This window comes from Arthrobacter sp. efr-133-TYG-118 (assembly GCF_030209755.1).
In the GTDB taxonomy this organism is placed as follows: domain Bacteria; phylum Actinomycetota; class Actinomycetes; order Actinomycetales; family Micrococcaceae; genus Arthrobacter.
This window is the reverse complement of sequence record NZ_JARVRH010000001.1, coordinates 12,208-36,205: the sequence shown is the minus strand read 5'-3', so window position 1 is coordinate 36,205 and position 23,998 is coordinate 12,208. Positions and strand designations below refer to the sequence as shown.

The following is a 23,998-nucleotide window of genomic DNA, read 5'->3' as shown; positions in this document are numbered from 1 at the left end:
ATTCAGTGATGCTGGAAAACAACTCTTGATTGCCAAAATTGTAAGCGCTTACACTCTTCTTCGGCGGTGCAAGGATGTGCCGCTAAATCCAGAAGATGAAAGGGTTGAGGCCGTGTTGAATGGTTAAGGCTCACCGCGTGACAATCCAGGACGTTGCCGTCCTCTCGGGCTTGTCCATCTGCACCGTTTCACGCGCTCTGCGGAACCTGCCGAACGTGTCCGAAAAAGCGCAAGCCAAAGTGGCCGACGCCGCTGCCAAGCTCGGCTACAAGGCATCCTCCGCGGCAGCCCGCCTCGCCGGGGGAAATACCGGTTCCATCGCCATCATTGCTCCCACCGCCACCGCCTGGTTCTTCGCCCAGGCCGTCGAAGCGGCCGAGGAAGTGTTCGGAGACAGCGGTTTCGACACCGTCCTGATCAGCCTGCGCGGCAAGTCGAGCGTCAAGCGGAAGATCTTCGGCGATCTCCTTGGGCTCTCCCAACGCGTGGACGGCGTGCTGCTCCTCAACGTCGATTTGAGTGAATCCGAGGTTGCCCTCCTGGCTGCGTCCGGCCTTGCAGTTGCGAGCGTGGGGATGACTTCCGTACCGTGGGACAACGTAGGGATCGACGACGAACTTGCGGCCTGGCAGGCCACCTCACACCTGTTGGGGCTGGGTCATTGGGATCTGGCGGTGCTTTCCGGCCGTGAAACCCAGGAGAATTCCGTGCTGACCTCCAGCGACAGGCTCAAGGGATTCAGCCGGGCATTGAAAGACCATCACCTGACCGTTCATCCGGACTTGGTCATCAACTCGGATTCCACCATCGATGGCGGACGCAAGGCCATGAATGAACTCATTGCCCACCGAAGCCTTCCAACGGCAGTCTTTGCGGACTGCGACGAGGCGGCTTTCGGAGCCTTGATGGCCATGCGCGAGCATGGACTGTCCGCACCGAAGAATGTCTCCGTCATTGGAATCGACAACCACCCCATGAGTTGGTTCCTTGGCCTAAGTACAGTGGCGCAGCCGGTGGCGGACCAGGGCGCCTTCGCCGCCAACCTGCTGGTGGACCGCCTCCAGAACACCGACGCTCCTAACGAACCCTCCAATCACTTCCTTGACACGAAACTCATTGAACGCAAAACCACGCGCCGCCAGCGCTGAACGGACCACTCCACACCATGACTGATACCCGAGCAAACCAGAAGACCGCCTGGACGGGCGCTACTGCGCTCCTTTTCGACCTCGACGGCGTGCTGACGCCGACCGCCGTCGTGCATGAGCAGGCCTGGCAGGAACTCTTCGACGGCTACCTGGCCGAAACAGGGCATCCGGACGGTTACCAGGAGAGCGACTACTTCGACCACATCGACGGCAAGCCGCGTTTCGACGGAGTAAGGGATTTCCTCACCTCCCGTGGAATCACCTTGCCGGAAGGACCCACAGACGACGATCCCGCCAACACGAGCGTGCAGGGCCTGGGCAACCGCAAGAACCGGATCTTCAACGAGATCGTGGATTCGCGCGGCGTCGAGCCTTACGCGGGCTCTGTCCGGTTCATCCATGCAGCCTTGGAACTGGGACTCAAGCTCGCCGTCGTGTCCTCTTCGCGCAACGCGCCCGCCGTCCTGAAGGCGGCCGGACTGGATGGCTACTTCCCGGTGGTGGTCGACGGCCAGGTGGCGGCCGCCGTCGGGCTCCCCGGCAAGCCGGATCCCGCCACGTTCCGTTACGCGGCCGAGCTGCTGGACGTTCCTGCCGCAGGCTGCGTCGTCGTCGAGGACGCTGTGTCCGGCGTGCAGGCCGGGAGCGCCGGGAACTTCCGCGCGGTTATCGGGGTGGACCGGGGGGCCGGCCACCAGACCCTGCTCGACGCCGGCGCGACGTTCGTGGTCGACGACCTCGACGATCTCCTCTAACCAAGCCGTTTCACCAGAAACAGAAGGAACCCAACAGTCCCATGGCACTTATCAGCTCCGACCGGCTGCGCTTCCCGTGCGAACCGTGGAAGCTCGTGGAGAGCATCCACGTTCCCGGTAACGCCGGTACGCTCGAAACCCTCTTCAGCCTCGGCAACGGCCACCTGGGCATCCGCGGCGCCCACTGGGCGGGAGCGGACGCCGAGCTTCCCGGCACGTTCATCAACGGTTTCCACGAAACGTGGGACATCAAGCACGCCGAGAACGCGTACGGTTTTGCCCGCATAGGACAAAGGATCGTCTACGTCCCGGATGCCAACAACTTCAACGTTGTCATCGACGGCGAACAACTGAGCCTCGCCGAGTCAACGGTGCAGAACTACCGCCGCAGCATCGACTTCGCCACGGGCGTTTACGAGTGCGCTGTCACGTGGGAGTGCCGTTCAGGCGCCATCGTCACGACGGTGGAGCGCCGCGCGGTCGGAATCGAATCCAGGGGTTCCCTGGGTATCGAGCTGAGCCTCACCGCAGACCGCCAGGTTTCTGCTGACGTCACGTCCTTGGTGATCAATCGGCAGGACCAGCCTGTGGAGGACCACTCGGCCCACGACCCTCGCCGCTCCGGCCGCCACGCCGGCCGTGTTTTGGTCCCGCTCCACCTCCAGGGCTCCGACGGATCCCTGCGCATGGCCTGGGAAACCGCCGAATCCCGGCAGCGCATCGGCATGGCCGTGGACCATTGGATTTCCGCGGAAGGCCAGCCTTTCGAAACCGTGGTGGGGGAAGACGAGTCCACGGTCCGCTACGTCATGGCCGTGAATGAGGGCGAGACCTTCCGCTTGGAGAAGACCGTCAGCTACGTCGTGAACAGTGCCGACGCAAGCGCAGCAGAGCCCGGCGAGATCCTGGCGTCGGACGCCGAGTTGGGACTCGTGCCGTTCGACGCGCTCCTGGCCGAAGGCGCGGCCCACTACCGTGATTACTGGTCCACAGCGGACATCACCATTGGTGGCCAGCCCGAACAGCAGCAGGCCGTGCGCTGGAGCCTGTTCCAGCTTGCCCAGGCCAGCGCGCGTGCCGGAGTCGCAGGCATCCCGGCCAAGGGCGTCAGCGGCTCAGGCTACGAGGGTCACTACTTCTGGGACCAGGAGGTGTACCTGCTGCCGTACCTGACGTACACCAACCCGACCGCCGCCCGCCAGGTGCTGGAATCCCGCCACGCCATGCTTCCCGACGCCCGGATCCGGGCCAAGGAACTGAGCGTGGAAGGTGCGCTGTTCCCGTGGCGCACCATCAACGGGCACGAGGCCAGCGCCTACTACGCCGCGGGCACAGCGCAGTTCCACATCGCCGCCGCTATCGCCTTTGCCACCAACCGGTACCAATGGGCCAGCGGAGACGCCAGCTTCCGCGCCGAAGTGGGCGCCGATCTGTTGATCGAAACGGCCCGCATGTGGGCCTCGCTGGGCTTCTTCGGCAAGGACGGCTTGTTCCACATCCACGGCGTCACCGGCCCGGATGAGTACACGGCTGTGGTCAACGACAACCTCTACACCAACGTCATGGCCCGCTTTAACCTGCGGGCCGCCGCGGCACTGGAACACCCGGACGTCCCGGAAACCGAGCGGATGGTATGGCAACAGGCCGCCGCGCGCATGTCCCTTCCCTACGATCCGGACATGGAGATTTACAGCCAGGACAACGACTTCATGACCCTGGAGCCGTGGGACTGGTCCACGCCCCGGTCCAAGTACCCGCTATTGCTCAACTTCCACCCGCTGGTGATCTACCGGCACCAGGTCCTCAAGCAGGCGGACACGGTGCTGGCGATGTTCCTGCAGTGGCAGGACTTCACGGCCGAGGAAAAGCAGCGCGCGTTCGACTTCTACGATCCCATCACCACCGGCGACTCCACCTTGTCCGCCTGCGTGCAGGGCATCATGGCGGCCGAGGTGGGCTACTCCGACGTCGCGCTCAAGCACTTCACCGAGGCCTTGTTCATCGACCTGGACAACACGCACAACAACACGGTTGACGGCGTGCACATCGCGTCCACCGGTGGCATCTGGAGTTCCTTGGTGAGCGGATTCGCGGGCATGCGGGACCAGGGCGAGATCCCGCATTTCGATCCGCGGTTGCCAGCCGAGTGGGACAGCCTGTCCTTCCGGCTCAAGATCCGCGGGCGGCTGTTGTCCGTCGAGCTGCGTCCGGGGTCCATCAGCCTTGCGCTGGTTCTGAATGCGGATTCAGGTTCAGCGCCCGATGCCGGTGCCGCGCCGTTGGAAGTCAGCGTGCGCGGGCAGCGGATCCTCGTCGGCGTCGAGACGGTCACCGTTCCCCTCGACGCAGTGCCGGTCCCCGCACCCTCGGTCTTCCCGAGCCTCTTCCCGACGGCGGGACTTCCCGTGATCGGGAGCGCGAGGGTCTAGCGAAGGACGGCCGGCACCGTCCGTCTCCGGCGCATCCCAGTCGATGTGGTGGCGATAAACCCAGTCGAAGTTGTCGGCTGTCTTCCGGGCGAGTGAGCGGAAGACAGCCTTCAGCACAAGGTCTTCGAAGACGCGCTTGAATTGGCCGCGGATCTTCGGAGCCGCGTTCCGACGGCCCCATTCGACCACCAATTCCGCCCGGCTCCGGCGTTCCTTTTCATAGCGGGACAGGGCGCCGGGGATGTCGCTGGCCGAGATTCCCCGGAGCGATCGGCCCAGCGCAATGGCGTCTTCGATGGCCATTGAGGCGCCTTGTCCGGACGACGGCGATGCGGCGTGGGCAGCGTCTCCCACCAGCACCAGCCTGCCGCGGTGCCAACTGGGGATGCTCGGAAAATCGGAGGTCGTGTATGGCCGGATGATGCGGTCAGTGGCGCTGATGATCTTGGCCATGGGCGTGCGGTCCCCGGCGACGAGTTGCGTCAGCCAGGACTTGCGGGCGCTGTGGTCCAGCGTCGCCGGATCCTCCGATGACCGCTGAAGCGGGTTGGCAAACCACCAGATCCTTCCCTCTGGATCCTGCATGTAGCAATAGAAGCAGCGCTTGCCGAAGACCATCTTCATGCGCCTCGGCTCGAGGTTCAGCAGCCCCGCCGGGAGCAACCCGGCCTCTACGATGCCTCCGGTGTTGAGCAGGGGGATATTGCGGGGAGCCGGAGACGCGGGGTCGATCAACGGCCGCACGGCCGAGTGGAGGCCGTCGGCTCCTACCACCAGGTCTCCATGCGCGGAGGTGCCGTCCGAGAAAACGGCCGTGACGCCGTCGGGCGCTTCTTTCACCTTGGCGAGCCGCTTTCCATATTCGATATGGATCCCGCGGTGGCCTGCCGCCTCGCGGAACATGCTGTACAGCTCGGAACGGGTCATGGTGCGGGCGGTGGTCCCGTCAGGGAGGGATCCGCCGTAATCAAAGTCGATGAGGTGTTTTCCGGTGCTGCCCAGATACATGGACATCTGTGGGGTGCTGAAGCCCAGGTTGGCGGCTGCGCCCTTGAGTTCGAGGGTTTCCAGGGCATCGAAGCCATTGACGGCCACGGTGAGGAAGCCCCCGACTCCGTCCGAGGGCTCACTGTAGGCCTCGAAGACGGTGGCGTGATGGCCGGCTTTCTGTAGCGAGATGGCTGTGGCGAGTCCGGCGATCCCGGATCCGATGACAAGGCAGTTCAACATGGCGGAGTCCTTCGCAATATATTTCGTTCGGATGAAAGAAATATATGACTCGCCGCAAGGGGTCGTCAATCCTTTCGGTGAGGCGAAATAATTTGCTAGCCTCGGAGGATGGAGAACCAACCGGCCGTCAGCGCGCGGCGCCAAGACTTGCTTGAGGCAGTCTTTGCCTCAGGACGGGAGCTTTCGACGGCGGCCGTCATGTTCCACACAAAGCTATCCGAGCTGCGTGGACTGTCTGCGACGGAAGGCAAAGCGATCGACATCCTGCTGCGCTTCGGACCCATGACGGCGGGGGAATTCGGCGAACATTCCGGACTGGCTCCGGCCTCGGTCACGGGATTGATGCAACGGCTTGAGGGCAAGGGTGTGGCGCGCAGGGTCCGGCACAAAGGGGACAAGCGGAAGGTCCTGATCGAGCTCGTGGGGGACCAAGTGACTGGCGCAATGCCCCATTTCGTCGACTTCATGGGCGGGCTCGCGAGCCTGTTGGAGGGCTATAGCGACGAAGAACTCCGTGTCATCGCGGACTATTCCTCCAAAGCCGCGCGGATCCAGCAGGACGCGGCGGGGCGGCTCGGTACCGTGTCCGGCGCGAGCGCGCACGACGACGACGGCGGCCGCGCGCCGTCGTCGAACCCCGCCTGAGGTGCTCCACGCTACACAGGGCCGGGCCGAATGTCTGCGGGGCCCGGCCGGGCTTAGCCGCCTTCTGCAAGCCGAACCGCCAATGCCCGGCTGTAACTCGCGGGCTCGCCCCGCGTCACCGCCGAAACAACTAGTTGCCGACGGCTGATGCGTTTGGCGTAGAAGCCGGCGTAGGGGAGAACGATGATTTCTTCCAGGCCGCTCTCCCAGGCCGGAATCAAGGCCTGCAGGCTATCGCGTTCCGCAGTCGGCGGAACTGCAGGGACCAGGGAATTGTGCCAAGCATGGAAAGCCGCCTGGTCCGACCCCTCGCTGCCGTACTCAGAACTCCACAATGGGGGAATGAACGGGTGGAGCGGTTGACCCGGCCGGGTGACCTGCCGGATCACCTCGGGTGTGGGCCTGTTTTCCGCGGTCCGTTCCCTGATCTCGTACCAGTCCCAGGCGCGCTTCCAGGCAGTTTGCCACCTTCCCTCCCATTCGGCGACGCTCGCCGAACCAAGGAGCCGTGAGGTCCCCGGATCTGGACGGGGCGAGAGTGCCGGAATGTCGGCGTCGGGGGCCAAGCCCCAAGCGTGCCGGATGAACAGAAGCTCGTTCAGCGGCAGGGAGCGGTCCTCGACGCTGATCACCATGTCGTGCGGCCATGGGTTGTTCCACGGCATACCCGCGGGAGCATTGATCCAGCGCATGAGGCCCTCCCGTCGCGCTTGTGTTGCTACACGCTACAGAGCTGCGGGCGGCACTGGAAGGCGGACGCCTGGGCCGCGCAGGAAGTCCTCGATGGCTTTGGCGGCTGCGGGAGCTCCGCCGGCACCGCGGACGCGCGCACTCATCGCCTTGAGATTGCCCCGGATCGCCTCGTCGCCGCTGACCGCAATGACAGTTTCCCGGATCAGCTCGGGAGAGAGCCCTTCCTGTGGGAGGCGGCGTCCGAGTCCCAGATCCTCTACCCGGCGGGCATTTGCTCCCTGTTCGGGCTGCAGCGGGAAGGTTACCAACGGCACCCCGAAATAAAGCGCCTCCATCGTCGAATTCATCCCGGAGTGGGAGAGGAAAGCGTCGGCGCGGGGCAGGACTTCCAGCTGCGGAAAGAAGGGGCGCACCTCAAAGTTTTCCGGGATGTCTCCCAGCTCGGATTCCTGGACGCGCTCGCCGATTGCCATGGCAACTTGCCAGTGGGCGCCTGCAAATCCTTCCAGGCACATCCTGAAGAAGTCCGGCCGGTCATTCAACGGCGTGGTGCCCAGCGAGACGAACAACAGAGGACTGTCCTTCACCCGCGGCTGCCAGGCCTCTTCGTTGCCCCGCAGGCCAAGGCAGGGGCCCACGAAGTGGAACCTGGCATCGAAAGTCTCTCCCGAGGGCTGGAATTCCCTCGGGATGAAGGAGATGTTCAACGACGCAGGAGGGCCTCCCATGAATTGGAGATGGCCTACGCCATGCTCCGCAGCGAAATCACTGATCCGCTGACTGGCCTGTTTCCAGGCCTCGACCATACCTGGCGGCGGCGGGCCCGGCATGAGATCCCGCATCGAGAAATGTTCATTGGTGGCATAGCTCGGAAGCAACGCAATATCGGGCAACGCCAGCTTCGCGGCAGCCAGCTTCCCGGAGAGCGTCATAGCGTCGTAGCACAGCCCGTCCGGCGGGTCCTCGGCTAGCCGGGCCAGCAGGGCCGGGAATTCCTCCCTTGCGCCCTTGAGAATCCGCTCAAGAAGTCCCGACATCATTCCGGACGGCATCCCGGCGAACATCCCCGTCATCGGTGCCGGTGCCGGGGCGCCGTCTGTCGGCGTCGGGCTGCCACTGGAGGAACGCCCGCGTGGCGGCAGGAAGGCCGCCAGGTCCTCTCCACTGGGAAAGAATGCGGCGCCGGCAGATTCGACCGCCTTCGCGTACTTCGCCGACGTGGCATAGGTGACCCGGTGCCCTCTGCGAACCAGCTCCGCAACCACTGGCAACGTCGGGTTCACATGGCCCGCTGCCGGCAAACAGATGAACGCTACGTGCATGCCTCCACTCCCAAGATCAGTGGATGCTTCATTTGGAAAGGTCAGTGCCATGAACGCTGCGCCGCCGCGATTTCAGCCCGGTCTCAAGCTTGGTCCGTACCTCGCGCTTCACGCGGGCGGCAAGCTCGGTCTCATGCATTTCCAGGAAGCTTCGGACGGCGCGCGGATCCCACGGCACCAAAGACCGCAATGCCCAGCTGACTGCCTTGACGACGGTGTCGTCGCGATCGTTGATCAAGATCCCGACGACGCCGAGCGTCCGTTGCGTGTCACCGGTTCCCCACCGTGATCTCGTATTAAGCACGGTGGTGGAGACAAGCGCTATGCGCCGCCACCAATGGTCCGGGTTCCGTGCCCAGCGGTCGACATCGGTGTCCGAGATGAGCCCTTCGCGCCACGCGGGTCCCACCAAGACGGTCGCAAAAGCATCAGCCTGGCCCCACGTAGTGATGACTTCTCCCAAGTGTTCCAGCCGGGCAGGTGTCAGCTCGGCGAAAGCCGCCCGATGGGCATTGATGAACTCCCAGCCCTCCCAGTCAAAGCCAGCTTGTACGAGCCCTTCGGCGAGACCGAAGACAACGGCCGCATCCATAGTGGCGATTTCCGCGGAAACCCTGCGGCGGACGGTGCGGAAGCTCGCGGCGTCGTGCTTCTCCAAGGCGCGCAGTTCGTCAAGGACGCGCGCCAACAATTGCCCCGGTTGAGTGTCCCCGGGAGGGACGAGCACTCCGTGCGAAGCCACTTTTCAGGCCCCGGATTTCGCAGGCTGAAGGCTACTATGCGGGAGCGTCGTCGGTATCCGGCCCTTCGGCAGGTTCCTGGCTATGAAGGCCGGTATCGTGGGGCACCCAGCCCTCTGTTTCACCTTCGGCAGGGGCGTCACTGTGATGGCGGACGTCGTTGGTATCTGCTGCTTTGTTCATTCCGGATACTTCCTGTCCTTCGTTGGACTGTTCCCGCGAACGCCTTAAAGTCTACGCCGGGGAGGGGGCGTGTGGCCTAGGCTAGGCCAAGGAACTACCGAACGAATCCAACGGCTGAATGCAGGGGTGAAGAATGGCAAAGCGACCCAACCCGGCAGTAAAGATTGCGCAGGAAACCGCCCACAACGCCATGTTCGACGCCAGTGGCAAAGCCAAGCCCGGTGTCCACAACGTGCTGCTTCGGGCCGTCGAGGTCCAACGTCCCCTTGTCTTGGCGAACCTGCGCCGCATGCAGCGCAAACACCCGCAGGCCACGGCGGCGCAGCTGGCCGCCAAGCTGGAGCGCGACTACCTCGCCGCAGTCACTGGCGGGGGTGCCGCCGTCGGGGCAACCGCCGTCGTGCCCGGTATCGGTACGGCAGCCTCGCTGGGCCTTTCCGCGGTTGCCACCATCGGCTTCCTGGAAGGAACCGCGCTTTACGCCGCTTCCCTGGCCGAGCTCCACGGCATCCGCCTGACCGATCCGGACCGTGCACGAACCATGGTCATGGCCATCATGCTCGGCGAGGAAGGCACCGCCCTGCTGGGTGCGCTGAGCGGACAATCGCTCGGCAAAGGCAAAGGCGTCACGCAGGCCTGGGGCAAGACCCTCACCAAGAAGCTGCCCGGCGGAGGATTCGGGGTCATTCGCGATGCCATCCAGCGCGCCTTCCTCAAGCGGCTCGTCAAGCGCCAAGGCGCCGCTTTCCTCGGCCGTGCCCTGCCTTTCGGAGTGGGAGCCGTAGTGGGCGGAGTCGGAAACCGCGTCATGGGGCGTGCCGTAGCGGCCTCGGCGAGGGAAGCATTCGGTCCGATGCCGGACATTATCCCGGGCGAGCTGCTCCCAGCCGCCCACCAGAACGCGCTGGAAGGCGGAAATAGTGGATCTCAACGCTGATTCGGGGGAGTCGTTCGGCTCCTGGACCATGGGGAACGACGCTTCAATGTTCCGGATTGTCAGCAGCGCCAACGTCGCGTGCGGCTTCCACGCCGGGGATCCGGTGACCATGCTGGACAGCTGCCGTGCCGCCTTCGAGCTCGACGTCCGTGTCGGCGCCCACGTGGGCTACCGGGACCTGCACGGCTTCGGGCGTCGATCGATGGACATGTCCTTCGATGAGCTCTTCGGAGACGTCCTCTACCAGCTCGGTGCCCTGGACGGCATGGCCCACGCGGTGGGCGCCTCCGTGGACTACGTCAAACCCCACGGTGCCCTGTACAACAGGATCGTCAACGACGTCGAGCAGGCCGAAGCCGTGGTGGCCGCGATTCACGCCTACGATCCCGGGCTACCTGTCCTTGGCCTGCCGGGCTCGGCACTGTTGCGCCTCGCCGAGGAATCCGGGCACCCGGTGTTCCGGGAGGCTTTCGTGGACCGCGGCTACATGGCGAACGGAACGTTGGTGCCGCGCTCGCAGGAAGGCGCAGTGGTGCACGACCCCGCCGCGGTAGTTGAGCGGGCCGTGCGCTTTGCCGTACGGGGCGAGGTGCTCGCTGTGGACGGCACGGTGGTGCGGGTGAAGCCCGATTCCTTGTGCATCCACGGTGACACCCCTGGCGCTGTCGAGCTGGCTGCGGCGGTGCGCGCTGGCCTTGAGGAAGCTGGTGTGGAGATTGAATCCTTCGCTTGAGGTTCTGCCCTGCGGCGACAGCGCATTCTTGGTGGAACTGCCCGAACTGACCGCCGTCGTCGCGTACTACCGCGGGCTGACCGGGGCCGGCGCGTCGGCCGGCGTTTCAGCCCCGCAGGGGATTATCGACGTCGTTCCGGCCGCCCGCACCGTGCTCGTCACCTTCGATCCCGAGACGATCCGCCCCTTCGAAGTCCGCGACTGGCTGGAGTCCGCAGAACCGGCAGAGGGGATCTCCGGCTCGGGCCGCGAAGTGACCATCGAGGTCTCCTACGGCGGCCCCGACCTTGCCGAGGCGGCACAGTTCCTCGGCATGAGTGAGGACGAAATGGTCAAGCTTCACACGGGCTCGGAGTGGACAGCCGCCTTTTCAGGCTTTGCGCCCGGCTTCGTCTACCTCGTCACCACGCATGAGCGGCTCCGCGTTCCGCGTCGGAACACTCCACGCACGGCCGTGCCGGCTGGCTCTGTTGGCCTTGCAGGGGAGTTCAGCGGCGTCTACCCGCGATCCTCTCCAGGCGGTTGGCAATTGATCGGAACCACGACGGCGGCCCTGTGGGATGCGTCCAAGGCCGAGCCCGCGCTGATCCGGCCGGGTGACCTGGTCCGGTTCGTGGAGGCCTGATGGGGATCGTTGTGGTGTACCCTGGCCCCCTCACTTTGGTGGAAGACCTTGGCAGGCAGGGCTGGGCTTCCTTGGGGCTGAGCCCTTCCGGCGCCCTCGACCGGCAATCACTTCGCCTCGCCAATCTGCTGGCGGGGAATCCTGTGCAAGCGGCCGGATTGGAGATATTGCTGGGCGGGCTTCGCCTGCGGTTCGTCACGGCGTCGACAGTCGCCGTGGCAGGTGCCGAAGGAATCGTGACACTCAACGGTGCCGAGATTCCGCTCAACCAAGCCGTGCGGGTGGCTCCGGGCGCGGTGCTGGACTTCGGCGCTCCGCTGTTCGGACTGCGATACTACCTCGCAGTGCAGGGCGGCATCGATGCGCCCAAGCTCCTTGGCTCAAGCAGCACGGACATGCTCTCCGGTGAAGGCCCCGCACCGTTGACATCGGGTGTGCAGTTGGGAATCGGACATGTTTCCGCGGGCAACGGCCTGGTTTCCGGCGCGGGTTCCGTTCCCGGGCAGGGTGTTGGACCCGGGGCTGGCCCTGGCACTGGGACCCTCAGCAATGCGCATGCCCTCCCTCCTATCCGCCGCGCTCCTGACCCTGGGCGCGCCATCACAGCCCGCGTGGACCGCGGCCCCCGTGCAGACTGGTTCGACGACCACTCCTGGCGCCGCCTCGTCAGCCAGGAATGGACCTTGTCGCCCGACTCCAACAGGATCGGTGCCCGGCTGGTGGGCCGCCCGCTCACCCAGACCCGGCTCGAGGAGCTGCCCAGTGAAGGCATGGTGCTTGGCGCACTGCAAGTGCCGCCGTCGGGCCTTCCCACGGTATTCCTGGCTGATCATCCCGTGACCGGCGGCTACCCCGTGATTGCCGTAGTGCGTCGCACGGACCTGGACTTGTTGGGCCAGGCCCGCCCCGGCCAGCGGATCCGGTTCCTGGGCTGAGTGCGTCCCCCTCCACTGGGCATGCGCCGCCTTTGCTGCGAGGAGTGGACATGTCGGGATTATGCCCGCTGGCCAGGGGCACGGGTGGACATGTCCCTTCCTGCCAGCCGGGTACCCGCGCTGGACATGCGCCTTCCTGGGTATGTGGAGTGGACATATTGGGATTATGTCCCTTGCTTGTTGCAAGCGGTGGGCATGCCCCTTGCTTGCTGCAAGCGGTGGGCATGTCCCTTGCTTGCTGCCGGGCCGAACCCGCGTCAGCCGAACAGCAAGTGCGCCACGGTGAAGATTGCCAGCCCGGCCAGTGAGCCAACCACTGTGCCGTTGATGCGGATGTACTGCAGGTCCTTGCCGACCTGGAGTTCGATCTTTTGCGAGGTTTCCTCGGCATCCCAGCGCGCCACGGTGTCCGTGATGACCCCCGCGATGTCCGAGCGGTACGTTTTGACGAGGTACCCGGCAGCGTCACCGATCCAGGTATTGACCTTGCCGGCCAGCTCGTCATCGCTGACAAGCCGCGAACCGAAGTCTCGGACGGCGCTCTTGAAACGCTGCGTCAGTTCGCTGTCGGGATCGTCGACGGCGGTGAGCAGCGCGTTCTTGATGGTGCCCCACGTGCGGGAGGCAAGTTCGCGGACCTCGGGATCACCAAGGACTTGGGTCTTGATTGCCTCGGCCCGGGCAATCATTGCAGGATCGTGCTGAAGATCCTGGGCAAGATCGCCGAGGTATGTATCGATCGATTGGCGCACTTGATGATCGGGATCCTGCTGCACCGCCCGGATGAACTTGGCGATTTCGTTGTAGACCCGGTCGCCCACGATGTCGTCCACGAAGGACGGAACCCAGAGCGGCGAACGGTCGGACACGAGCCGGTTTACCGTGGAGTGGTTCGCTTCCACCCAATCCGCCGCACGGTCAACCAGCAGATCGACGAGCTTGTGGTGGTGGCCGTCGGCAAAGATCCGTTCGGCCATCCGGCCCACGGGCGGTCCCCATGGCGGCGTAAGCAGGTGCTTGCGGACCATGCCCTCGATCACTGCCTGGACGTCGTCGTCGTTCAGCACGGTGAACGCTCCGCGGATCAGTGCTGAACCTTCCTTTGCGATACGCTCCGGGCCACCCGGCGAACCAAGCCACTTGCCGGCTTTCCGGGCAATGTCGATGCTTGCGAGCTTCTGATGGACTACCTGCTCGGACAGGAAGTTGGTCTCTACGAATTCTCCGAGCGAGGCGCCGATCTGGTCCTTGCGCCGTGGAATGATGGCCGTGTGCGGGATTTTCAGGCCCATGGGGTATTTGAACAATGCAGTGACGGCGAACCAGTCGGCTAACGCTCCCACCATGCCGCCCTCGGCAGCGGCCCGCACATATTCCAGCCATGGATATTGCCTCTGCAAGGCGAAAGCAGCGGTGAAAACCACGGCCATCACAATCAGGAGGGCGAGCGCCACCGACTTCATCCGACGCAGGGCAGCGGCCTTTTCGGCGTCACCGTTTCGTTGCCCGACGCCGGCCGCAACCGCAGAGCTGTTCCCGGCACCTGTGTGCCGGGTGGCCTCCCTGGTCGGGTCGCCATCGCTGTCCGTCACCGGGATTTGTTCAGAGTTCACCTGCATGTGCCCAGCGTAGCCCCGTCGCTGTCATGGGCGTGGGCTACCGTATCCCCATGACGAATGACGAGCCCGGTCGCCCAGACCAAAGCACGGAGCAAAACACGCGGCCCATGGTCTACGCCCACCGCGGAGCGAGTGCCGCATTTGCGGAGCACACGCGCGCAGCATACCTGAAGGCAATCGCCGACGGTGCCGACGGCGTCGAGTGCGACGTTCACCTGACCCGGGACCAGCACGTTGTCCTGCTTCACGACGCAAACTTGGACCGTACCTCGGACGGCACCGGTCCCGTGGCTGAGAAGACGCTCGAAGAGCTGCGGCAGCTGGATTTCTCCTCCTGGAAGGGCGCCCGGATTCCGGACCAGTACGGCGCGAAGTCGGACCAGCTGCTGACGCTCCCGGAGTTGCTGGACATCCTGCGCGATGCCGGCAGGACGATCGGCCTGGCCATTGAACTCAAGCACCCTAGCCCGTACCAGCTCAAGCTTGAAGACCGCGTGCTCGAGCTGCTGGGCAGCCAAGGCTGGAACGCAGAGACGTCCATGCTGGACAACATCCAGGTTTCCTTCATGAGTTTCAGCCCGGATTCGGTCAAGCACTTGCTCCAGTTCGTTCCCGCGGAGCACATCTGCCAGCTGGTGGACGACGTCACGGTGGAGGAAGTCCGCGATGAACTTGGCCTGGGCGTCATCACCGGGGGAGCGGTCGCCAACGTGATGAAGGCAGCCCAGCAGGAAGGCGAGCGGATCCTGGACGACTGCGAGGTGGGACTGGCCGGCCCGGGCATCGACTACGTCCGCAAGCACGCCCGTACGGTCCAGCGCTGGCTTGAATCAGGCCGCCGCTTCCGGGTGTGGACCGTGGATTCGGAGAACGATGTGGCCCTCTGCCAAGGCCTTGGCATCCACGAGATCACCACGAACAAGCCGGCGCAGGTCCTGGCCCAGCTTTAGGGGAGCCCAGCTTTAGGCTCCCAACTAGCTGGCAGTTGTTGTCGTTATAGGGCGTGATAAGGACAACAACTGTCAGTCAGATGACCTTATTGCTGAGGGTTCCGATGCCGTCCAGCGTGATGTCCACCCGGTCGCCGGGCTGGACAGCCACGAAGGTGTTCGGAGCTCCCGTCATGATGATGTCTCCCGGTTCCAGGGTCAGCCAATCGGTGACATAGACAAGGCAATCCGTGATGGAGGACGGCAGGTTGAAGGAACCGGACCGGGCTTTGACCTCGCCATTGACTACAACCTCGGTGCTCACGTTGTCCGGGTTCTCGATCTCGGTCTCGATCCACGGTCCTAGAGGCGTGTAGTTGGTGCCGGACTTGCCCTGGAAGAGCTTTTCGTCGACCTGGTTCTGGTCCACGTTGGTGACGTCGTTGACCACGGTGTAGCCCAGGACGTGGCTCAAGGCGTTCTCGGCCGTGAGCTTCTCAGCCCGTTTTCCGATGACGGCGGCCAGTTCGCCTTCCACATTCACTGTGCCCGCGTTGCGCACTGCCACGATGTCGTCACCGGGGCCGGCGATGCTGTGGACCGCTTTGTGCCAGGCCTGGATGGGCAGCACGTGGTTGTTGTTGCCCAGGTTGTGCCCGATTCCGAGGACCACGGAAGGCCGCACCGGGGCGAGGAACACGGCGTCGTCCGCCGAACTGGATTCTCCAGTGAAAGAAAGGACCTCGGCAAAGGGATCCTCGATGTGGTCCCAGCTTAGGTCGCGCAAGACTGCGTGCTTCGGGCCGGAAGGGGTCTGTAGTCGGGCGATGCGCATGGAACTCCTCGTTGAATTTCTTGTGGCGGGTGGACGGTGTCAGGCACAGCCTAAAGAAAAACATACATCATGCTGAACTGAGTCCAATATTCTGAACGCTTAAGAATTGCGCACACTCTGCCCGGCAATTCTTCGGTTACCGCGCCGGGCAGGGCTGTGGTTGCATGAATACATGCCTTTTTCATGGTCCGCCCGGACAACCCAGACAATCTCCGTGGCGGCCATGAGTGCACTGTTGCTCGTGAGCGCCAGGAAGCACTTCCAGCAGCCGAAGTTCTTCGCCCCGGTCGTCCCGGATTATCTCTGCCGCGATGACTATGCGGGCGGGGACGCCGCACTCGAAGTCGGCCAGGGCAAGGCCAATGCAGCCGCACCGCGGAATGGCGCCTTCGCGGTCATGTCCCGGGAGGAATGGATCGCGGTGAGCGGACTGCTTGAGGCGGCTGCCGCCGTCGGGCTCCTCATCCCTCCGACGCGAAAGGCCGCAGCCCGCGGCATCACGCTGATGTTCACGGCATTCGTCGCCGGCCACGTCGACGCGCTCCGCCGCGCGTACTCTCCTGCCGGGACCACGTCCGCGCGGCGGATTCACACACTGCGCCTGCCCTTGCAGGTTCCCTTGATCCTGTGGGCATGGAGTTTGGCCGGAGCGAAACGGGGCGCATGAAACTCCTCGAATCCCCGGCGGTGAAGGTGGGCCTCTCCATCAGCATCGCAACAGGCCTCTACGGCATATCCTTCGGGGCGTTGGCCTCGGCGTCCGGGTTCAGTTTCTGGCAGACCATGGCGTTCAGCCTGCTCATGTTCAGCGGCGGCTCGCAGTTCGCCTTCATTGGCGTCGTGGCCGGCGGCGGTTCCGGCATTGCCGCCATGACCGCTGCCGCGCTGCTGGGCTTGCGCAACGGCATCTACGGGATGCAGATGAACGCACTGTTGCGCCCCAGCGGTTGGCTCAAGTACCCGCAAGCCCACATCACCATCGACGAATCCACGGCCACCGCCTCTGGCCAAAGCGATCCGGATGAGCAGCGCCGTGGATTCTGGACCGCCGGACTCGGCATCTTCGTGCTGTGGAACATTTTCACGGCCGTCGGTGCCCTGGCCGGCGACGCCTTGGGCGATCCCAAGCAGTGGGGGCTCGACGGCGCCGCCGTGGCAGCGTTCCTGGGCTTGCTGTGGCCGCGGCTCAAGGGCCGCGAGCCGTGGGCGATTGCCGCGGCGGCTGCCCTGGCAACCATCATTGCCGTCCCGTTCGTTCCGGCGGGCGTGCCCATCCTCGTGGCCGCCGTCGTGGCCGGAGCCATCGGCTGGTTCAGCCACGGACGCAGTGACGAAGGCATGGAGCCCGACGTCGATCCCTACCCGCACGGTCATTCAAGCGCTGACGCCGCCAGCCGCGAAAGGAACGCCGAATGAACCTCTGGCCCTGGATCCTCATCGCTTGCGGACTGGCGTACGTCACGAAGCTTTCGGGCTATTTCGTGCCGGCGAAGCTGCTGCGGAGTCCCCGGATGATGCGTGTGGCCGGCACCATGACCATCGGCTTGCTGGCGTCCCTGACCGTGGTCAACGCGGTGGCGTCCGGACAGTCCCTCGCCTTCGACGCCCGGCTCGGTGCGCTGGCGGCCGGGGCCGTTGCGCTGTGGCTCCGGGCCCCGTTCCTTGTGGTGGTCATCGTCGGATCGGCGGCGGCCGCCTGCCTGCGGCTGCTCGGCTGGCGCTGAACCGCCACGCGCGGTTCCAACAATTGCTGCGGCGCGCAACGCCGTCGTGCGCTGGCTACGGGAAAGCCATCCCGGGGATGGGGGTCTGCTGCGGCAGCGGGCGCGACGGGCGTTCGGTGCGGATCGCGTCTTCAAGCAAGGCGACCGGCCGTTCCCACGCGCGGGACCCCGGCTCCATGGTGTCGACGGCGCCGATCAGCATGGCAACAAGGCGCACCATGTCCTCAATGGAAATGTCCCGGCGCAGCGAACCCTGGCCTTGGCCGCGGCTAAGCAGTTCAGCCATGGAATCGATCAAGCCGCCCGTGATGCCCACCAGTAGTCCGCGGCGGCCTGCGACGGCGCCCAGCAGGTTCGCGTCTTCGCTGGCAACCTGCACCACGGCGTCGATCACGTTGATGAGCCCGACGGCGGCATCCATGCCCGCGAGGGCATCTTCCACGACCGGGTCCACATGAAGCCTGAGTTGCCGCGACAGGGCGGCCAAGACGAGTTGTTCTTTGTCAGCGAAGTTGCGGAACAAGGTAGCCGGGCCAACACCTGCGGTGGTGGCGATCGTCTGGAGGGGAACCTCCGGGCCCAGCTCGCGGAAGCACTGGCGCGCTGCCGTGATGATCTTGTCTACATTGCGCGCAGCATCAGCTCTAAGTGGCTTGCGTTCCAAGGGCCGGTCCATGCTGCTCACAGTAGCAACGGAGGGGCTCCAATCACTTTTGTGACATTCTTGCCCGTGAAAGACTGGATTCATGTTGCTTGCCTTTTCAGTTGCCCCGTCCGGCCAGCCCGCTGCTGGCACCGTATCCGTTGATGGCTCGGTGCACGACGCCGTTGCCGAGGCCGTGAAGATCGTCCGCGAATCCGGGCTCCCCAACCAGACGGACTCGATGTTCACCACCATTGAGGGCGACTGGGATGAGGTGTTCGATGTCGTCAAGCGCGCTACCGAGGCCGTGGGAAGGTACGGAAACCGGGTGTCCTTGGTGATCAAGGCGGATATCCGGCCCGGGTACACGGGGGAACTCACGGGTAAAGTCGAGCGGCTGGAAAACGCGATCGCCCAAGGCGAATAGGTCCTTCCCTCCGCCGTGACCCGGTGCCAGACTGGGGCCATGTTTGAACACAAGGCCCAGCCCGGCTGGGTGGCCGTCGAGGAATACTTGTCCACCGCCGTCGTGCGTCCGAACGCCGCGCTCAAACACGCGGTGCAGTCTGCCCTCGACGCCGGGATGCCGCCCATCGAAGTGGCGCCCAACGCCGGCAAGCTGCTCAAGATGCTGGTGCAGCTGTCCGGTGCGCGGCGCGTGCTGGAAATCGGTACTTTGGCCGGCTTCAGCGCGATCTGGATGGCCCAGGGACTGCCCGACGACGGCCGCCTCGTCACGTGCGAATACCTCCCGAAACACGCTGAAATCGCCCGTGCGAACGTAGACATGGCCGGGATCGGCCACAAGGTAGACATCCGGATCGGCCCGGCGTTGGAGACTCTTGCGGCGCTGGCCGAAGATCCCGAGCGGGACGGCCCGTTCGACTTCGTCTTCATTGATGCCGACAAGGAGAACGACTCCAACTACCTCGACTGGGCCATCCGGCTCGGGAGGCCGGGCACGGTGATCGTGATGGACAACGTCATCTGGGAGGGCGCCATCCTGGATCCGTCCATGGATGAAATGAACGCTCCGGGCATCGTAGGGGCACTGGAGATGATGGGCAAGGACCTGCGCCTCGACGCAACGGCAATCCAGACAGTCGGATCCAAGGGATGGGACGGCTTCGCGATAGCCCGGGTGGTGTGACGCTAGGCTGTGCCAATGGAATTTACCCTTCGTCCCGCCACGGTGGACGACGCCGAGCCCCTGACACGAATGCACGTGGCTGCCTGGCGGGAAAGCTACGGGCACCTCTTGCCTGAGGAGTTCTTCGCCTTCCGCGAGGCCACCATCAACGCCCGGATCGAGAGGCAGCGGGAAGCCTTGGCGGGCTCGTATAAGCCGATGCTCGCCCACGACGCCGACGGTGCCTTGGTGGGCATCGCCTCGGCGCGTGAGGCCGGGGACGAGGACCGGCCCTGCGAGCTGCAACTGCAGGTGATCTATACCTTGCGTCGCGTGCACGGTTTGTGCGTGGGGCAAGCATTGGTCGACGCCGTGATCGGCAACTCTGCCGCGTTCCTTTGGGTGCTTGAAGATAATCCACGGGCCCAGGCTTTCTATCGCAAGAACGGCTTCCGGGCCGACGGAACGCGTCAGCTCCTGCCGCCGGAATGGCACGAACTACCGGAGATCCGGATGGTGCGTTCCGCCGTCGGGGGCTGACCGCAAGGCTGCGGCGTCAACTAGGGTTGAGGCATGACCGGAAGAAGGCGGCTGTAGTGGCGAAGCGTGGCAAGGGCAGGGGCGCCGGGCAAGCTGCCGGGGTCATTGAGGTGCCCGCGGGCACGAAGCCGAATGGTCCCGTGGAGGGCGTTTACTACATCGACACCGGCGACTGCGAACTCGTTGCCGACCCGGACAACTCCAACGGCTGGCTCCTGAAGATCAACGGCGTCATGAGCTCGCACATCGATGTGGCAGAGCCGCTGTTCCTGGACTTCGAGTACATGCGCTGGATTGCGGCGCTCGTGGAATCCAAATGGCCGCCCGAGTCCAAGCCGAAGCTTCGAGCCTTGCATCTCGGTGGCGGAGCATGTTCCCTGGCCCGGTACTTCCACGCCGCCTACCCGGATGCACGCCAAGTGGTGGTGGAGCTCGACGGCAAGCTGGCCGAATACGTCCGCGGCTGGTTCGATCTCCCTAAGGCCCCGTTGCTTCGAATCCGGGTGGGCGAAGCAAGGGAAGTCACGGAAGGCCTCACTCCGGACACCCGCGACCTCATCATCCGGGACGTCTTTGCCGGCGCTTTCACTCCGAGGGCGCTCACAACCCGCGAATTCAACGATCACGCGCAGAGGGTGCTGGCTCCGGGCGGGCTCTACGTGGTGAATTCCGGAGATGCCCCGGATCTCAAGAACGCCCGCGAAGACGCCGCCACTATCGCAGACACCTTCGCGCACACCATGATCGTTGCCGACCCCGCGATGCTCAAGGGTCGGCGATACGGAAACATGATCATGGCCGGCAGCCACGAGCCGTTCGGCGACGATCCCCAACTGGCCCGGAAGCTCCTCGGCGGGGCGGTTCCCGCGCATATCTGGGACGATGCCAAGGTCCGGGCATTCGCCGTCGGCGCCCAAATCCGGCACGACCCTCAGCCAGCCGCCTGACCCTCACTCGTATGTGAGCGAGCGTCGGCCGGGGAGGGCTTGTATGTGAGCGAGCGTCGGCGCAGCACGCCGCAGCTCAGCGGCGCGCCAGCAGCAGCTCGCGGTGGGCGGCCGTCTCCTCCTGCAAGGCGTGCACGACGGCGGCAACGGCGGGGCGGCGCATCGAATCGGGTCTCAGGACCATCCAGTAGGGGAGCAGCTCCGCGAATTCCGAGGGCAGCAGCCGCACGAGGTCCGGGTGCCGGTCCGCCATGAAGCACGGCAGGAAGCCGATACCGGCCCCGGCACGCGTCGCCTCCACATGGACGAAGACGTTAGTGGAGCTCAAGCCGTCGCGCATGGACGGGACCAGCCGGCGCGGGGCATCGAGGTCGTCCACTTGCAGCATGGAGTCCACGAAATAGACCAGCTGATGCCGCGTCAGCTCGTCCACTGTGGCGGGCACGCCGTGAAAAGCCAAGTACTCGCGCGAGGCGTACATTCCCAGCATGTACTCGCCCAGCAGCACAGCCTCGGCCCGGTGCACCTGGGGTTCGCCCACCACCACCTCGACGTCCAGGCCGGAACGCTGCTGGAGCGCCCGGCGGGTGACGGTGATGATCTCCACGGTGAGGCCGGGATGCGATCGCCGCAAGCGCGCCACGGCCGGTGCCGCGATGTACGCGCTGAAACCGTCAGTTGCGGTCATGCGTACGACGCCGGCAATGGGGTCCGGCGCGCGGTCCTCCGGTCCCAGCGTGCCTACCGCCGCTTCAATCCGCTCTGCCACGCCCACGGCCTCAGCGCCGAGCTCCGTGACTTCCCAGCCACCAGCCGCCCGCGCGAGGACCCGGCCGCCGAGCGTCTTCTCGAGCGCGGCGATCCTGCGGGAAACGGTGGTGTGGTTCAGGCCCAGGGCTTGGGCCGCCGTCGTGAACTTACCTGAGCGCGATACTGCGAGGAGGACCAGCAAGTCGTCGGGATTCGGATTCATATCTGCAATTCTGCACACACTTGGTGCCATTTTGGCCATTGATGCACTAGTAATGTGCGGCAATACTCATTGGAGCATTTCGTGTTGTGGATCACAGCACGTGTCAGTGTGGACACTAAGGAGATGGACATGAGCGTAGGACAACGCTCCGCAGCAGGCGCCGCCACCGGTAAAGGCGCAGGCCTCAAGAAGATCGTCGCCGCCTCGATGGTGGGCACTGTGGTGGAATGGTACGAATTCTTCCTCTACGCCACCGCCGCAACGCTGGTTTTCGGCAAGTACTTCTTCCCGCCCACCGGCAACGACCTTGACGGCATCATCCAGGCGTTCCTGACGTACGCGGTGGGCTTCGTGGCCCGGCCCCTGGGCGGGATCGTCTTCGGCCAGATCGGCGACAGGCTCGGCCGCAAACCCACGCTCCAGCTCACCATCGTGATTGTCGGCGTATCCACGTTCCTGATGGGCTGCCTCCCCGGCTTCGCCGACCTCGGGTACTGGGCGCCGGCCATGCTCGTGGCGCTCCGCTTCATCCAAGGCTTCGCACTGGGTGGCGAATGGGGTGGCGCGGTGCTGCTGGTGGCGGAACACAGTCCCAAGGAGTCCCGCGGATTCTGGTCAAGCTGGCCGCAGGCCGCGGTTCCCGTCGGCAACCTCCTGGCCACGCTGGTCCTCTTCATCATGTCCACGACCCTCAGCAGCGCAGCCTTCCTGGGCTGGGGATGGCGTGTGGCCTTCTGGCTCTCCGCCGTGATCGTCTTCGTGGGCTACTACATCCGCACCCACGTCACCGAGGCCCCGATCTTCCTTGAGGCAAAGGCCCAGGTGGAGAAGGAACAAGCCATCAGCTACGGCGTCGGCGAGGTCATCCGCAAGTACCCCAAGGGCATCCTCCAGGCCATGGGACTGAGGCTCGCGGAGAACATCATGTACTACCTCGTGGTGAGCTTCTCCATCGTGTACCTCAAGAGCGTGGACAAGTACGACACCTCCTCCTTGCTGCTCGCCCTCCTGATCGCGCACGTCGTCCACTTCGTCGTCATCCCGCAGCTGGGCCGGCTGGCAGACAACTGGGGGCGCAAGCCGGTTTACCTGATCGGGGCCATAAGCGGTGCCACTTGGCCGTTCTTCGCCTTCCCCATGTTCGACACCAAGAATCCCGTGGTGATCGTTGCGGCCGTGACCATCGGCCTCTGCCTGCACGCCTTCATGTACGCAGGGCAGCCGGCCATCATGACTGAGCTCTTCCCCACCCGGATGCGCTACTCGGGCGTCTCCCTCGGTTCGCAGGTCACCTCGATCTTCGCCGGTTCGCTGGCCCCGCTGCTGGCAACCCAGTGGCTCAAGGACACCGGATCCTGGATGCCCACCGCCATCTACCTGGTGATCGCCTGCGCCATCACCGCCGCCGTCGTCTTGACGCTCAAGGAGACCCGCGGGGTCGCGCTCGAGGACGTCGACAACGCCGACGCCGTTCGCCACGGCCTGCCCATCGGTGCCCGCGCATGAGCCTGGAAGGCCGCAAGGCCCTGGTCACCGGCGGGGCGAGCGGCATCGGGGCAGCATGTGCCACGGCCCTCGCCGCGCGGGGCGCGAAGGTTGTGGTGGCCGACGTCGACGCAGCCGGAGCCGCGGCGCTCGCCGACAAGCTGGGCGGCACCGCCTGGGCCGTCGACTTGCTCGACACGGAGGCCCTCGCCGGACTCAGCCTGGATTGCGACATCCTCGTCAACAATGCCGGAATCCAGAAGGTTGCCCCCATCGAAGAGTTCGAGCCGGCGGACTTCCGCCGCATCCTGACGCTCATGTTAGAGGCCCCTTTCCTGCTCATCCGGGCCGCACTCCCGCACATGTACGCCAACGGATTCGGCCGGATCATCAACCTTTCCTCAGTCCACGGGCTGCGGGCGTCGGCATTCAAGAGCGCGTATGTCTCGGCCAAGCACGGGCTCGAGGGGCTTAGCAAAGTGACGGCACTCGAGGGCGGCCAGCACGGGGTCACCTCAAACTGCATCAATCCGGGGTACGTGCGTACGCCCCTCGTCGAGAAGCAGATCGCGAACCAGGCACTGCTGCACGGTATCCCTGAATCGGAGGTCCTGGCGAAGGTCATGCTGACGGAGTCTGCGGTGAAGCGACTTGTGGAGCCGGAGGAAGTAGCGTCGCTGGCCGCGTGGATAGCGTCCGACGACGCCGGCATGGTCACCGGGGCCAGCTACACGATGGACGGGGGCTGGTCCGCCCGCTAACCACCCCCTCGATGTCGTAGGCTGGTGCCCACGAGGGG

General features: G+C 64.8%; 26 protein-coding genes and 1 pseudogene. 18 read left to right on the top strand and 9 right to left on the bottom strand.

The annotated features are described in order from the left end of the window. Positions 1-137: 137 nt before the first annotated feature. From QRN59_RS00200 to QRN59_RS00190, 3 genes are read left to right on the top strand one after another with little or no spacing between them, the layout of a single operon-like run. Positions 138-1,148: a LacI family DNA-binding transcriptional regulator gene (locus tag QRN59_RS00200; RefSeq protein WP_284980518.1), complete on the top strand. Its 1,011-nt coding sequence runs from the start codon at positions 138-140 to the stop codon at positions 1,146-1,148. A gap of 17 nt (positions 1,149-1,165) precedes the next feature. Continuing rightward, complete coding sequence (locus QRN59_RS00195; protein WP_284980516.1) at positions 1,166-1,903, top strand: HAD family hydrolase; 738 nt, start codon at positions 1,166-1,168, stop codon at positions 1,901-1,903. A 41-nt stretch (positions 1,904-1,944) separates the two neighbouring features. Next, a complete protein-coding gene (locus QRN59_RS00190; protein ID WP_284980515.1) occupies positions 1,945-4,332 on the top strand; it encodes a glycoside hydrolase family 65 protein in 2,388 nt (795 codons plus the stop codon). 189 nt (positions 4,333-4,521) lie between these two features. Here the strand turns inward: QRN59_RS00190 and QRN59_RS00185 are convergent. Next, positions 4,522-5,562, bottom strand: a pseudogene (locus QRN59_RS00185) (FAD-dependent oxidoreductase); the annotation flags it as partial. Positions 5,563-5,670: 108 nt separating this feature from the next. On the opposite strand from QRN59_RS00185, the gene QRN59_RS00180 reads away from it, so the two are divergent. Beyond that, positions 5,671-6,207 (top strand): MarR family transcriptional regulator, encoded by a 537-nt coding sequence (locus QRN59_RS00180; protein WP_284980514.1) that lies wholly within the window; start codon positions 5,671-5,673, stop codon positions 6,205-6,207. A gap of 53 nt (positions 6,208-6,260) precedes the next feature. Here the strand turns inward: QRN59_RS00180 and QRN59_RS00175 are convergent, their stop codons facing one another. From QRN59_RS00175 to QRN59_RS00160, 4 genes are read right to left on the bottom strand one after another with little or no spacing between them, the layout of a single operon-like run. Then, a complete protein-coding gene (locus tag QRN59_RS00175; protein ID WP_284980513.1) occupies positions 6,261-6,899 on the bottom strand; it encodes a hypothetical protein in 639 nt (212 codons plus the stop codon). Between the two features lie 33 nt (positions 6,900-6,932). Continuing rightward, positions 6,933-8,222 (bottom strand): macrolide family glycosyltransferase, encoded by a 1,290-nt coding sequence (locus QRN59_RS00170; RefSeq protein ID WP_284980512.1) that lies wholly within the window; start codon positions 8,220-8,222, stop codon positions 6,933-6,935. A 28-nt stretch (positions 8,223-8,250) separates the two neighbouring features. Continuing rightward, positions 8,251-8,964 carry a DNA alkylation repair protein gene (locus QRN59_RS00165; RefSeq protein WP_284980511.1) on the bottom strand — a complete coding sequence of 238 codons (714 nt, stop codon included), beginning with the start codon at positions 8,962-8,964 and terminating at the stop codon, positions 8,251-8,253. Positions 8,965-8,998: 34 nt separating this feature from the next. Then, entirely contained in the window at positions 8,999-9,145 is a 147-nt protein-coding gene (locus QRN59_RS00160; protein ID WP_284980510.1) for a hypothetical protein, read from the bottom strand. A gap of 133 nt (positions 9,146-9,278) precedes the next feature. Here QRN59_RS00160 and QRN59_RS00155 point away from each other — a divergent pair, with 133 nt between their 5' ends. Genes QRN59_RS00155 through QRN59_RS00140 form a run of 4 tightly spaced genes read left to right on the top strand, consistent with a single transcriptional unit; the run spans position 9,279 to position 12,375 of the window. Next, positions 9,279-10,082, top strand: a complete 804-nt coding sequence (locus QRN59_RS00155) for a hypothetical protein (protein WP_284980509.1) — start codon at positions 9,279-9,281, stop codon at positions 10,080-10,082. Beyond that, on the top strand, positions 10,066-10,815 hold the full coding sequence (locus tag QRN59_RS00150) for a LamB/YcsF family protein (RefSeq protein ID WP_284980508.1): 750 nt from the start codon (positions 10,066-10,068) through the stop codon (positions 10,813-10,815). The genes QRN59_RS00155 and QRN59_RS00150 overlap by 17 nt, the downstream gene beginning before the upstream one ends. Beyond that, entirely contained in the window at positions 10,799-11,440 is a 642-nt protein-coding gene (gene pxpB / locus QRN59_RS00145; RefSeq protein ID WP_284980507.1) for a 5-oxoprolinase subunit PxpB, read from the top strand. Before QRN59_RS00150 ends, pxpB begins: the two co-directional genes overlap by 17 nt. Next, positions 11,440-12,375 carry a 5-oxoprolinase subunit C family protein gene (locus QRN59_RS00140; RefSeq protein ID WP_284980506.1) on the top strand — a complete coding sequence of 312 codons (936 nt, stop codon included), beginning with the start codon at positions 11,440-11,442 and terminating at the stop codon, positions 12,373-12,375. Before pxpB ends, QRN59_RS00140 begins: the two co-directional genes overlap by 1 nt. Before the next feature lie 257 nt (positions 12,376-12,632). Here the strand turns inward: QRN59_RS00140 and QRN59_RS00135 are convergent, their stop codons facing one another. Next, positions 12,633-13,838, bottom strand: coding sequence for a DUF445 domain-containing protein (locus tag QRN59_RS00135; protein WP_502871002.1), 1,206 nt, complete (start codon positions 13,836-13,838; stop codon positions 12,633-12,635). 206 nt (positions 13,839-14,044) lie between these two features. On the opposite strand from QRN59_RS00135, the gene QRN59_RS00130 reads away from it, so the two are divergent. Next, positions 14,045-14,944: a glycerophosphodiester phosphodiesterase gene (locus QRN59_RS00130; RefSeq protein WP_284980503.1), complete on the top strand. Its 900-nt coding sequence runs from the start codon at positions 14,045-14,047 to the stop codon at positions 14,942-14,944. Positions 14,945-15,020: 76 nt separating this feature from the next. Here the strand turns inward: QRN59_RS00130 and QRN59_RS00125 are convergent, their stop codons facing one another. Next, a complete protein-coding gene (locus tag QRN59_RS00125; RefSeq protein WP_284980502.1) occupies positions 15,021-15,758 on the bottom strand; it encodes a fumarylacetoacetate hydrolase family protein in 738 nt (245 codons plus the stop codon). A gap of 172 nt (positions 15,759-15,930) precedes the next feature. On the opposite strand from QRN59_RS00125, the gene QRN59_RS00120 reads away from it, so the two are divergent. From QRN59_RS00120 to QRN59_RS00110, 3 genes are read left to right on the top strand one after another with little or no spacing between them, the layout of a single operon-like run. Beyond that, a complete protein-coding gene (locus QRN59_RS00120) occupies positions 15,931-16,425 on the top strand; it encodes a DoxX family protein (protein WP_284980501.1) in 495 nt (164 codons plus the stop codon). After that, a complete protein-coding gene (locus tag QRN59_RS00115; RefSeq protein WP_284980500.1) occupies positions 16,422-17,174 on the top strand; it encodes an AzlC family ABC transporter permease in 753 nt (250 codons plus the stop codon). Before QRN59_RS00120 ends, QRN59_RS00115 begins: the two co-directional genes overlap by 4 nt. Further along, positions 17,171-17,482, top strand: coding sequence for an AzlD domain-containing protein (locus tag QRN59_RS00110; RefSeq protein WP_284980499.1), 312 nt, complete (start codon positions 17,171-17,173; stop codon positions 17,480-17,482). Before QRN59_RS00115 ends, QRN59_RS00110 begins: the two co-directional genes overlap by 4 nt. A gap of 55 nt (positions 17,483-17,537) precedes the next feature. Here the strand turns inward: QRN59_RS00110 and QRN59_RS00105 are convergent, their stop codons facing one another. Next, positions 17,538-18,158, bottom strand: coding sequence for a TetR/AcrR family transcriptional regulator (locus tag QRN59_RS00105; protein WP_284980498.1), 621 nt, complete (start codon positions 18,156-18,158; stop codon positions 17,538-17,540). Positions 18,159-18,228: 70 nt separating this feature from the next. On the opposite strand from QRN59_RS00105, the gene QRN59_RS00100 reads away from it, so the two are divergent. Genes QRN59_RS00100 through QRN59_RS00085 form a run of 4 tightly spaced genes read left to right on the top strand, consistent with a single transcriptional unit; the run spans position 18,229 to position 20,741 of the window. After that, complete coding sequence (locus tag QRN59_RS00100; protein WP_284980497.1) at positions 18,229-18,552, top strand: thiamine-binding protein; 324 nt, start codon at positions 18,229-18,231, stop codon at positions 18,550-18,552. Positions 18,553-18,591: 39 nt separating this feature from the next. Further along, on the top strand, positions 18,592-19,275 hold the full coding sequence (locus tag QRN59_RS00095; protein WP_284980496.1) for an O-methyltransferase: 684 nt from the start codon (positions 18,592-18,594) through the stop codon (positions 19,273-19,275). A gap of 15 nt (positions 19,276-19,290) precedes the next feature. Continuing rightward, complete coding sequence (locus QRN59_RS00090) at positions 19,291-19,794, top strand: GNAT family N-acetyltransferase (protein ID WP_284980495.1); 504 nt, start codon at positions 19,291-19,293, stop codon at positions 19,792-19,794. A 56-nt stretch (positions 19,795-19,850) separates the two neighbouring features. Next, the gene (locus tag QRN59_RS00085; RefSeq protein WP_284980494.1) at positions 19,851-20,741 is read left to right on the top strand and encodes a spermidine synthase; all 891 of its coding nucleotides are present in this window, start codon (positions 19,851-19,853) and stop codon (positions 20,739-20,741) included. 76 nt (positions 20,742-20,817) lie between these two features. Here QRN59_RS00085 and QRN59_RS00080 read toward each other — a convergent pair whose 3' ends face one another. After that, a complete protein-coding gene (locus QRN59_RS00080; RefSeq protein ID WP_284980493.1) occupies positions 20,818-21,714 on the bottom strand; it encodes a LysR family transcriptional regulator in 897 nt (298 codons plus the stop codon). Between the two features lie 129 nt (positions 21,715-21,843). Here QRN59_RS00080 and QRN59_RS00075 point away from each other — a divergent pair, with 129 nt between their 5' ends. Both QRN59_RS00075 and QRN59_RS00070 read left to right on the top strand, forming a co-directional pair. Next, positions 21,844-23,220 carry an MFS transporter gene (locus tag QRN59_RS00075; protein WP_284980492.1) on the top strand — a complete coding sequence of 459 codons (1,377 nt, stop codon included), beginning with the start codon at positions 21,844-21,846 and terminating at the stop codon, positions 23,218-23,220. After that, entirely contained in the window at positions 23,217-23,960 is a 744-nt protein-coding gene (locus QRN59_RS00070) for a 3-hydroxybutyrate dehydrogenase (protein WP_284980491.1), read from the top strand. Before QRN59_RS00075 ends, QRN59_RS00070 begins: the two co-directional genes overlap by 4 nt. Positions 23,961-23,998 lie beyond the last annotated feature (38 nt).

Coding starts and splice junctions, on each gene's coding strand:
- QRN59_RS00080 (WP_284980493.1), bottom strand. CDS start 21,714: ATGAATCCGAATCCCGACGACTTGCTGGTCCTCCTCGCAGTATCGCGC.
- QRN59_RS00115 (WP_284980500.1), top strand. CDS start 16,422: ATGAAACTCCTCGAATCCCCGGCGGTGAAGGTGGGCCTCTCCATCAGC.
- QRN59_RS00175 (WP_284980513.1), bottom strand. CDS start 6,899: ATGCGCTGGATCAATGCTCCCGCGGGTATGCCGTGGAACAACCCATGG.
- QRN59_RS00190 (WP_284980515.1), top strand. CDS start 1,945: ATGGCACTTATCAGCTCCGACCGGCTGCGCTTCCCGTGCGAACCGTGG.
- QRN59_RS00095 (WP_284980496.1), top strand. CDS start 18,592: ATGTTTGAACACAAGGCCCAGCCCGGCTGGGTGGCCGTCGAGGAATAC.
- QRN59_RS00075 (WP_284980492.1), top strand. CDS start 21,844: ATGAGCGTAGGACAACGCTCCGCAGCAGGCGCCGCCACCGGTAAAGGC.
- QRN59_RS00105 (WP_284980498.1), bottom strand. CDS start 18,158: ATGGACCGGCCCTTGGAACGCAAGCCACTTAGAGCTGATGCTGCGCGC.
- QRN59_RS00140 (WP_284980506.1), top strand. CDS start 11,440: ATGGGGATCGTTGTGGTGTACCCTGGCCCCCTCACTTTGGTGGAAGAC.
- QRN59_RS00100 (WP_284980497.1), top strand. CDS start 18,229: ATGTTGCTTGCCTTTTCAGTTGCCCCGTCCGGCCAGCCCGCTGCTGGC.
- QRN59_RS00130 (WP_284980503.1), top strand. CDS start 14,045: ATGACGAATGACGAGCCCGGTCGCCCAGACCAAAGCACGGAGCAAAAC.
- QRN59_RS00110 (WP_284980499.1), top strand. CDS start 17,171: ATGAACCTCTGGCCCTGGATCCTCATCGCTTGCGGACTGGCGTACGTC.
- QRN59_RS00170 (WP_284980512.1), bottom strand. CDS start 8,222: ATGCACGTAGCGTTCATCTGTTTGCCGGCAGCGGGCCATGTGAACCCG.
- QRN59_RS00195 (WP_284980516.1), top strand. CDS start 1,166: ATGACTGATACCCGAGCAAACCAGAAGACCGCCTGGACGGGCGCTACT.
- QRN59_RS00070 (WP_284980491.1), top strand. CDS start 23,217: ATGAGCCTGGAAGGCCGCAAGGCCCTGGTCACCGGCGGGGCGAGCGGC.
- QRN59_RS00180 (WP_284980514.1), top strand. CDS start 5,671: ATGGAGAACCAACCGGCCGTCAGCGCGCGGCGCCAAGACTTGCTTGAG.
- QRN59_RS00125 (WP_284980502.1), bottom strand. CDS start 15,758: ATGCGCATCGCCCGACTACAGACCCCTTCCGGCCCGAAGCACGCAGTC.
- QRN59_RS00155 (WP_284980509.1), top strand. CDS start 9,279: ATGGCAAAGCGACCCAACCCGGCAGTAAAGATTGCGCAGGAAACCGCC.
- QRN59_RS00135 (WP_502871002.1), bottom strand. CDS start 13,838: ATGAAGTCGGTGGCGCTCGCCCTCCTGATTGTGATGGCCGTGGTTTTC.
- QRN59_RS00090 (WP_284980495.1), top strand. CDS start 19,291: ATGGAATTTACCCTTCGTCCCGCCACGGTGGACGACGCCGAGCCCCTG.
- QRN59_RS00160 (WP_284980510.1), bottom strand. CDS start 9,145: ATGAACAAAGCAGCAGATACCAACGACGTCCGCCATCACAGTGACGCC.
- QRN59_RS00120 (WP_284980501.1), top strand. CDS start 15,931: ATGCCTTTTTCATGGTCCGCCCGGACAACCCAGACAATCTCCGTGGCG.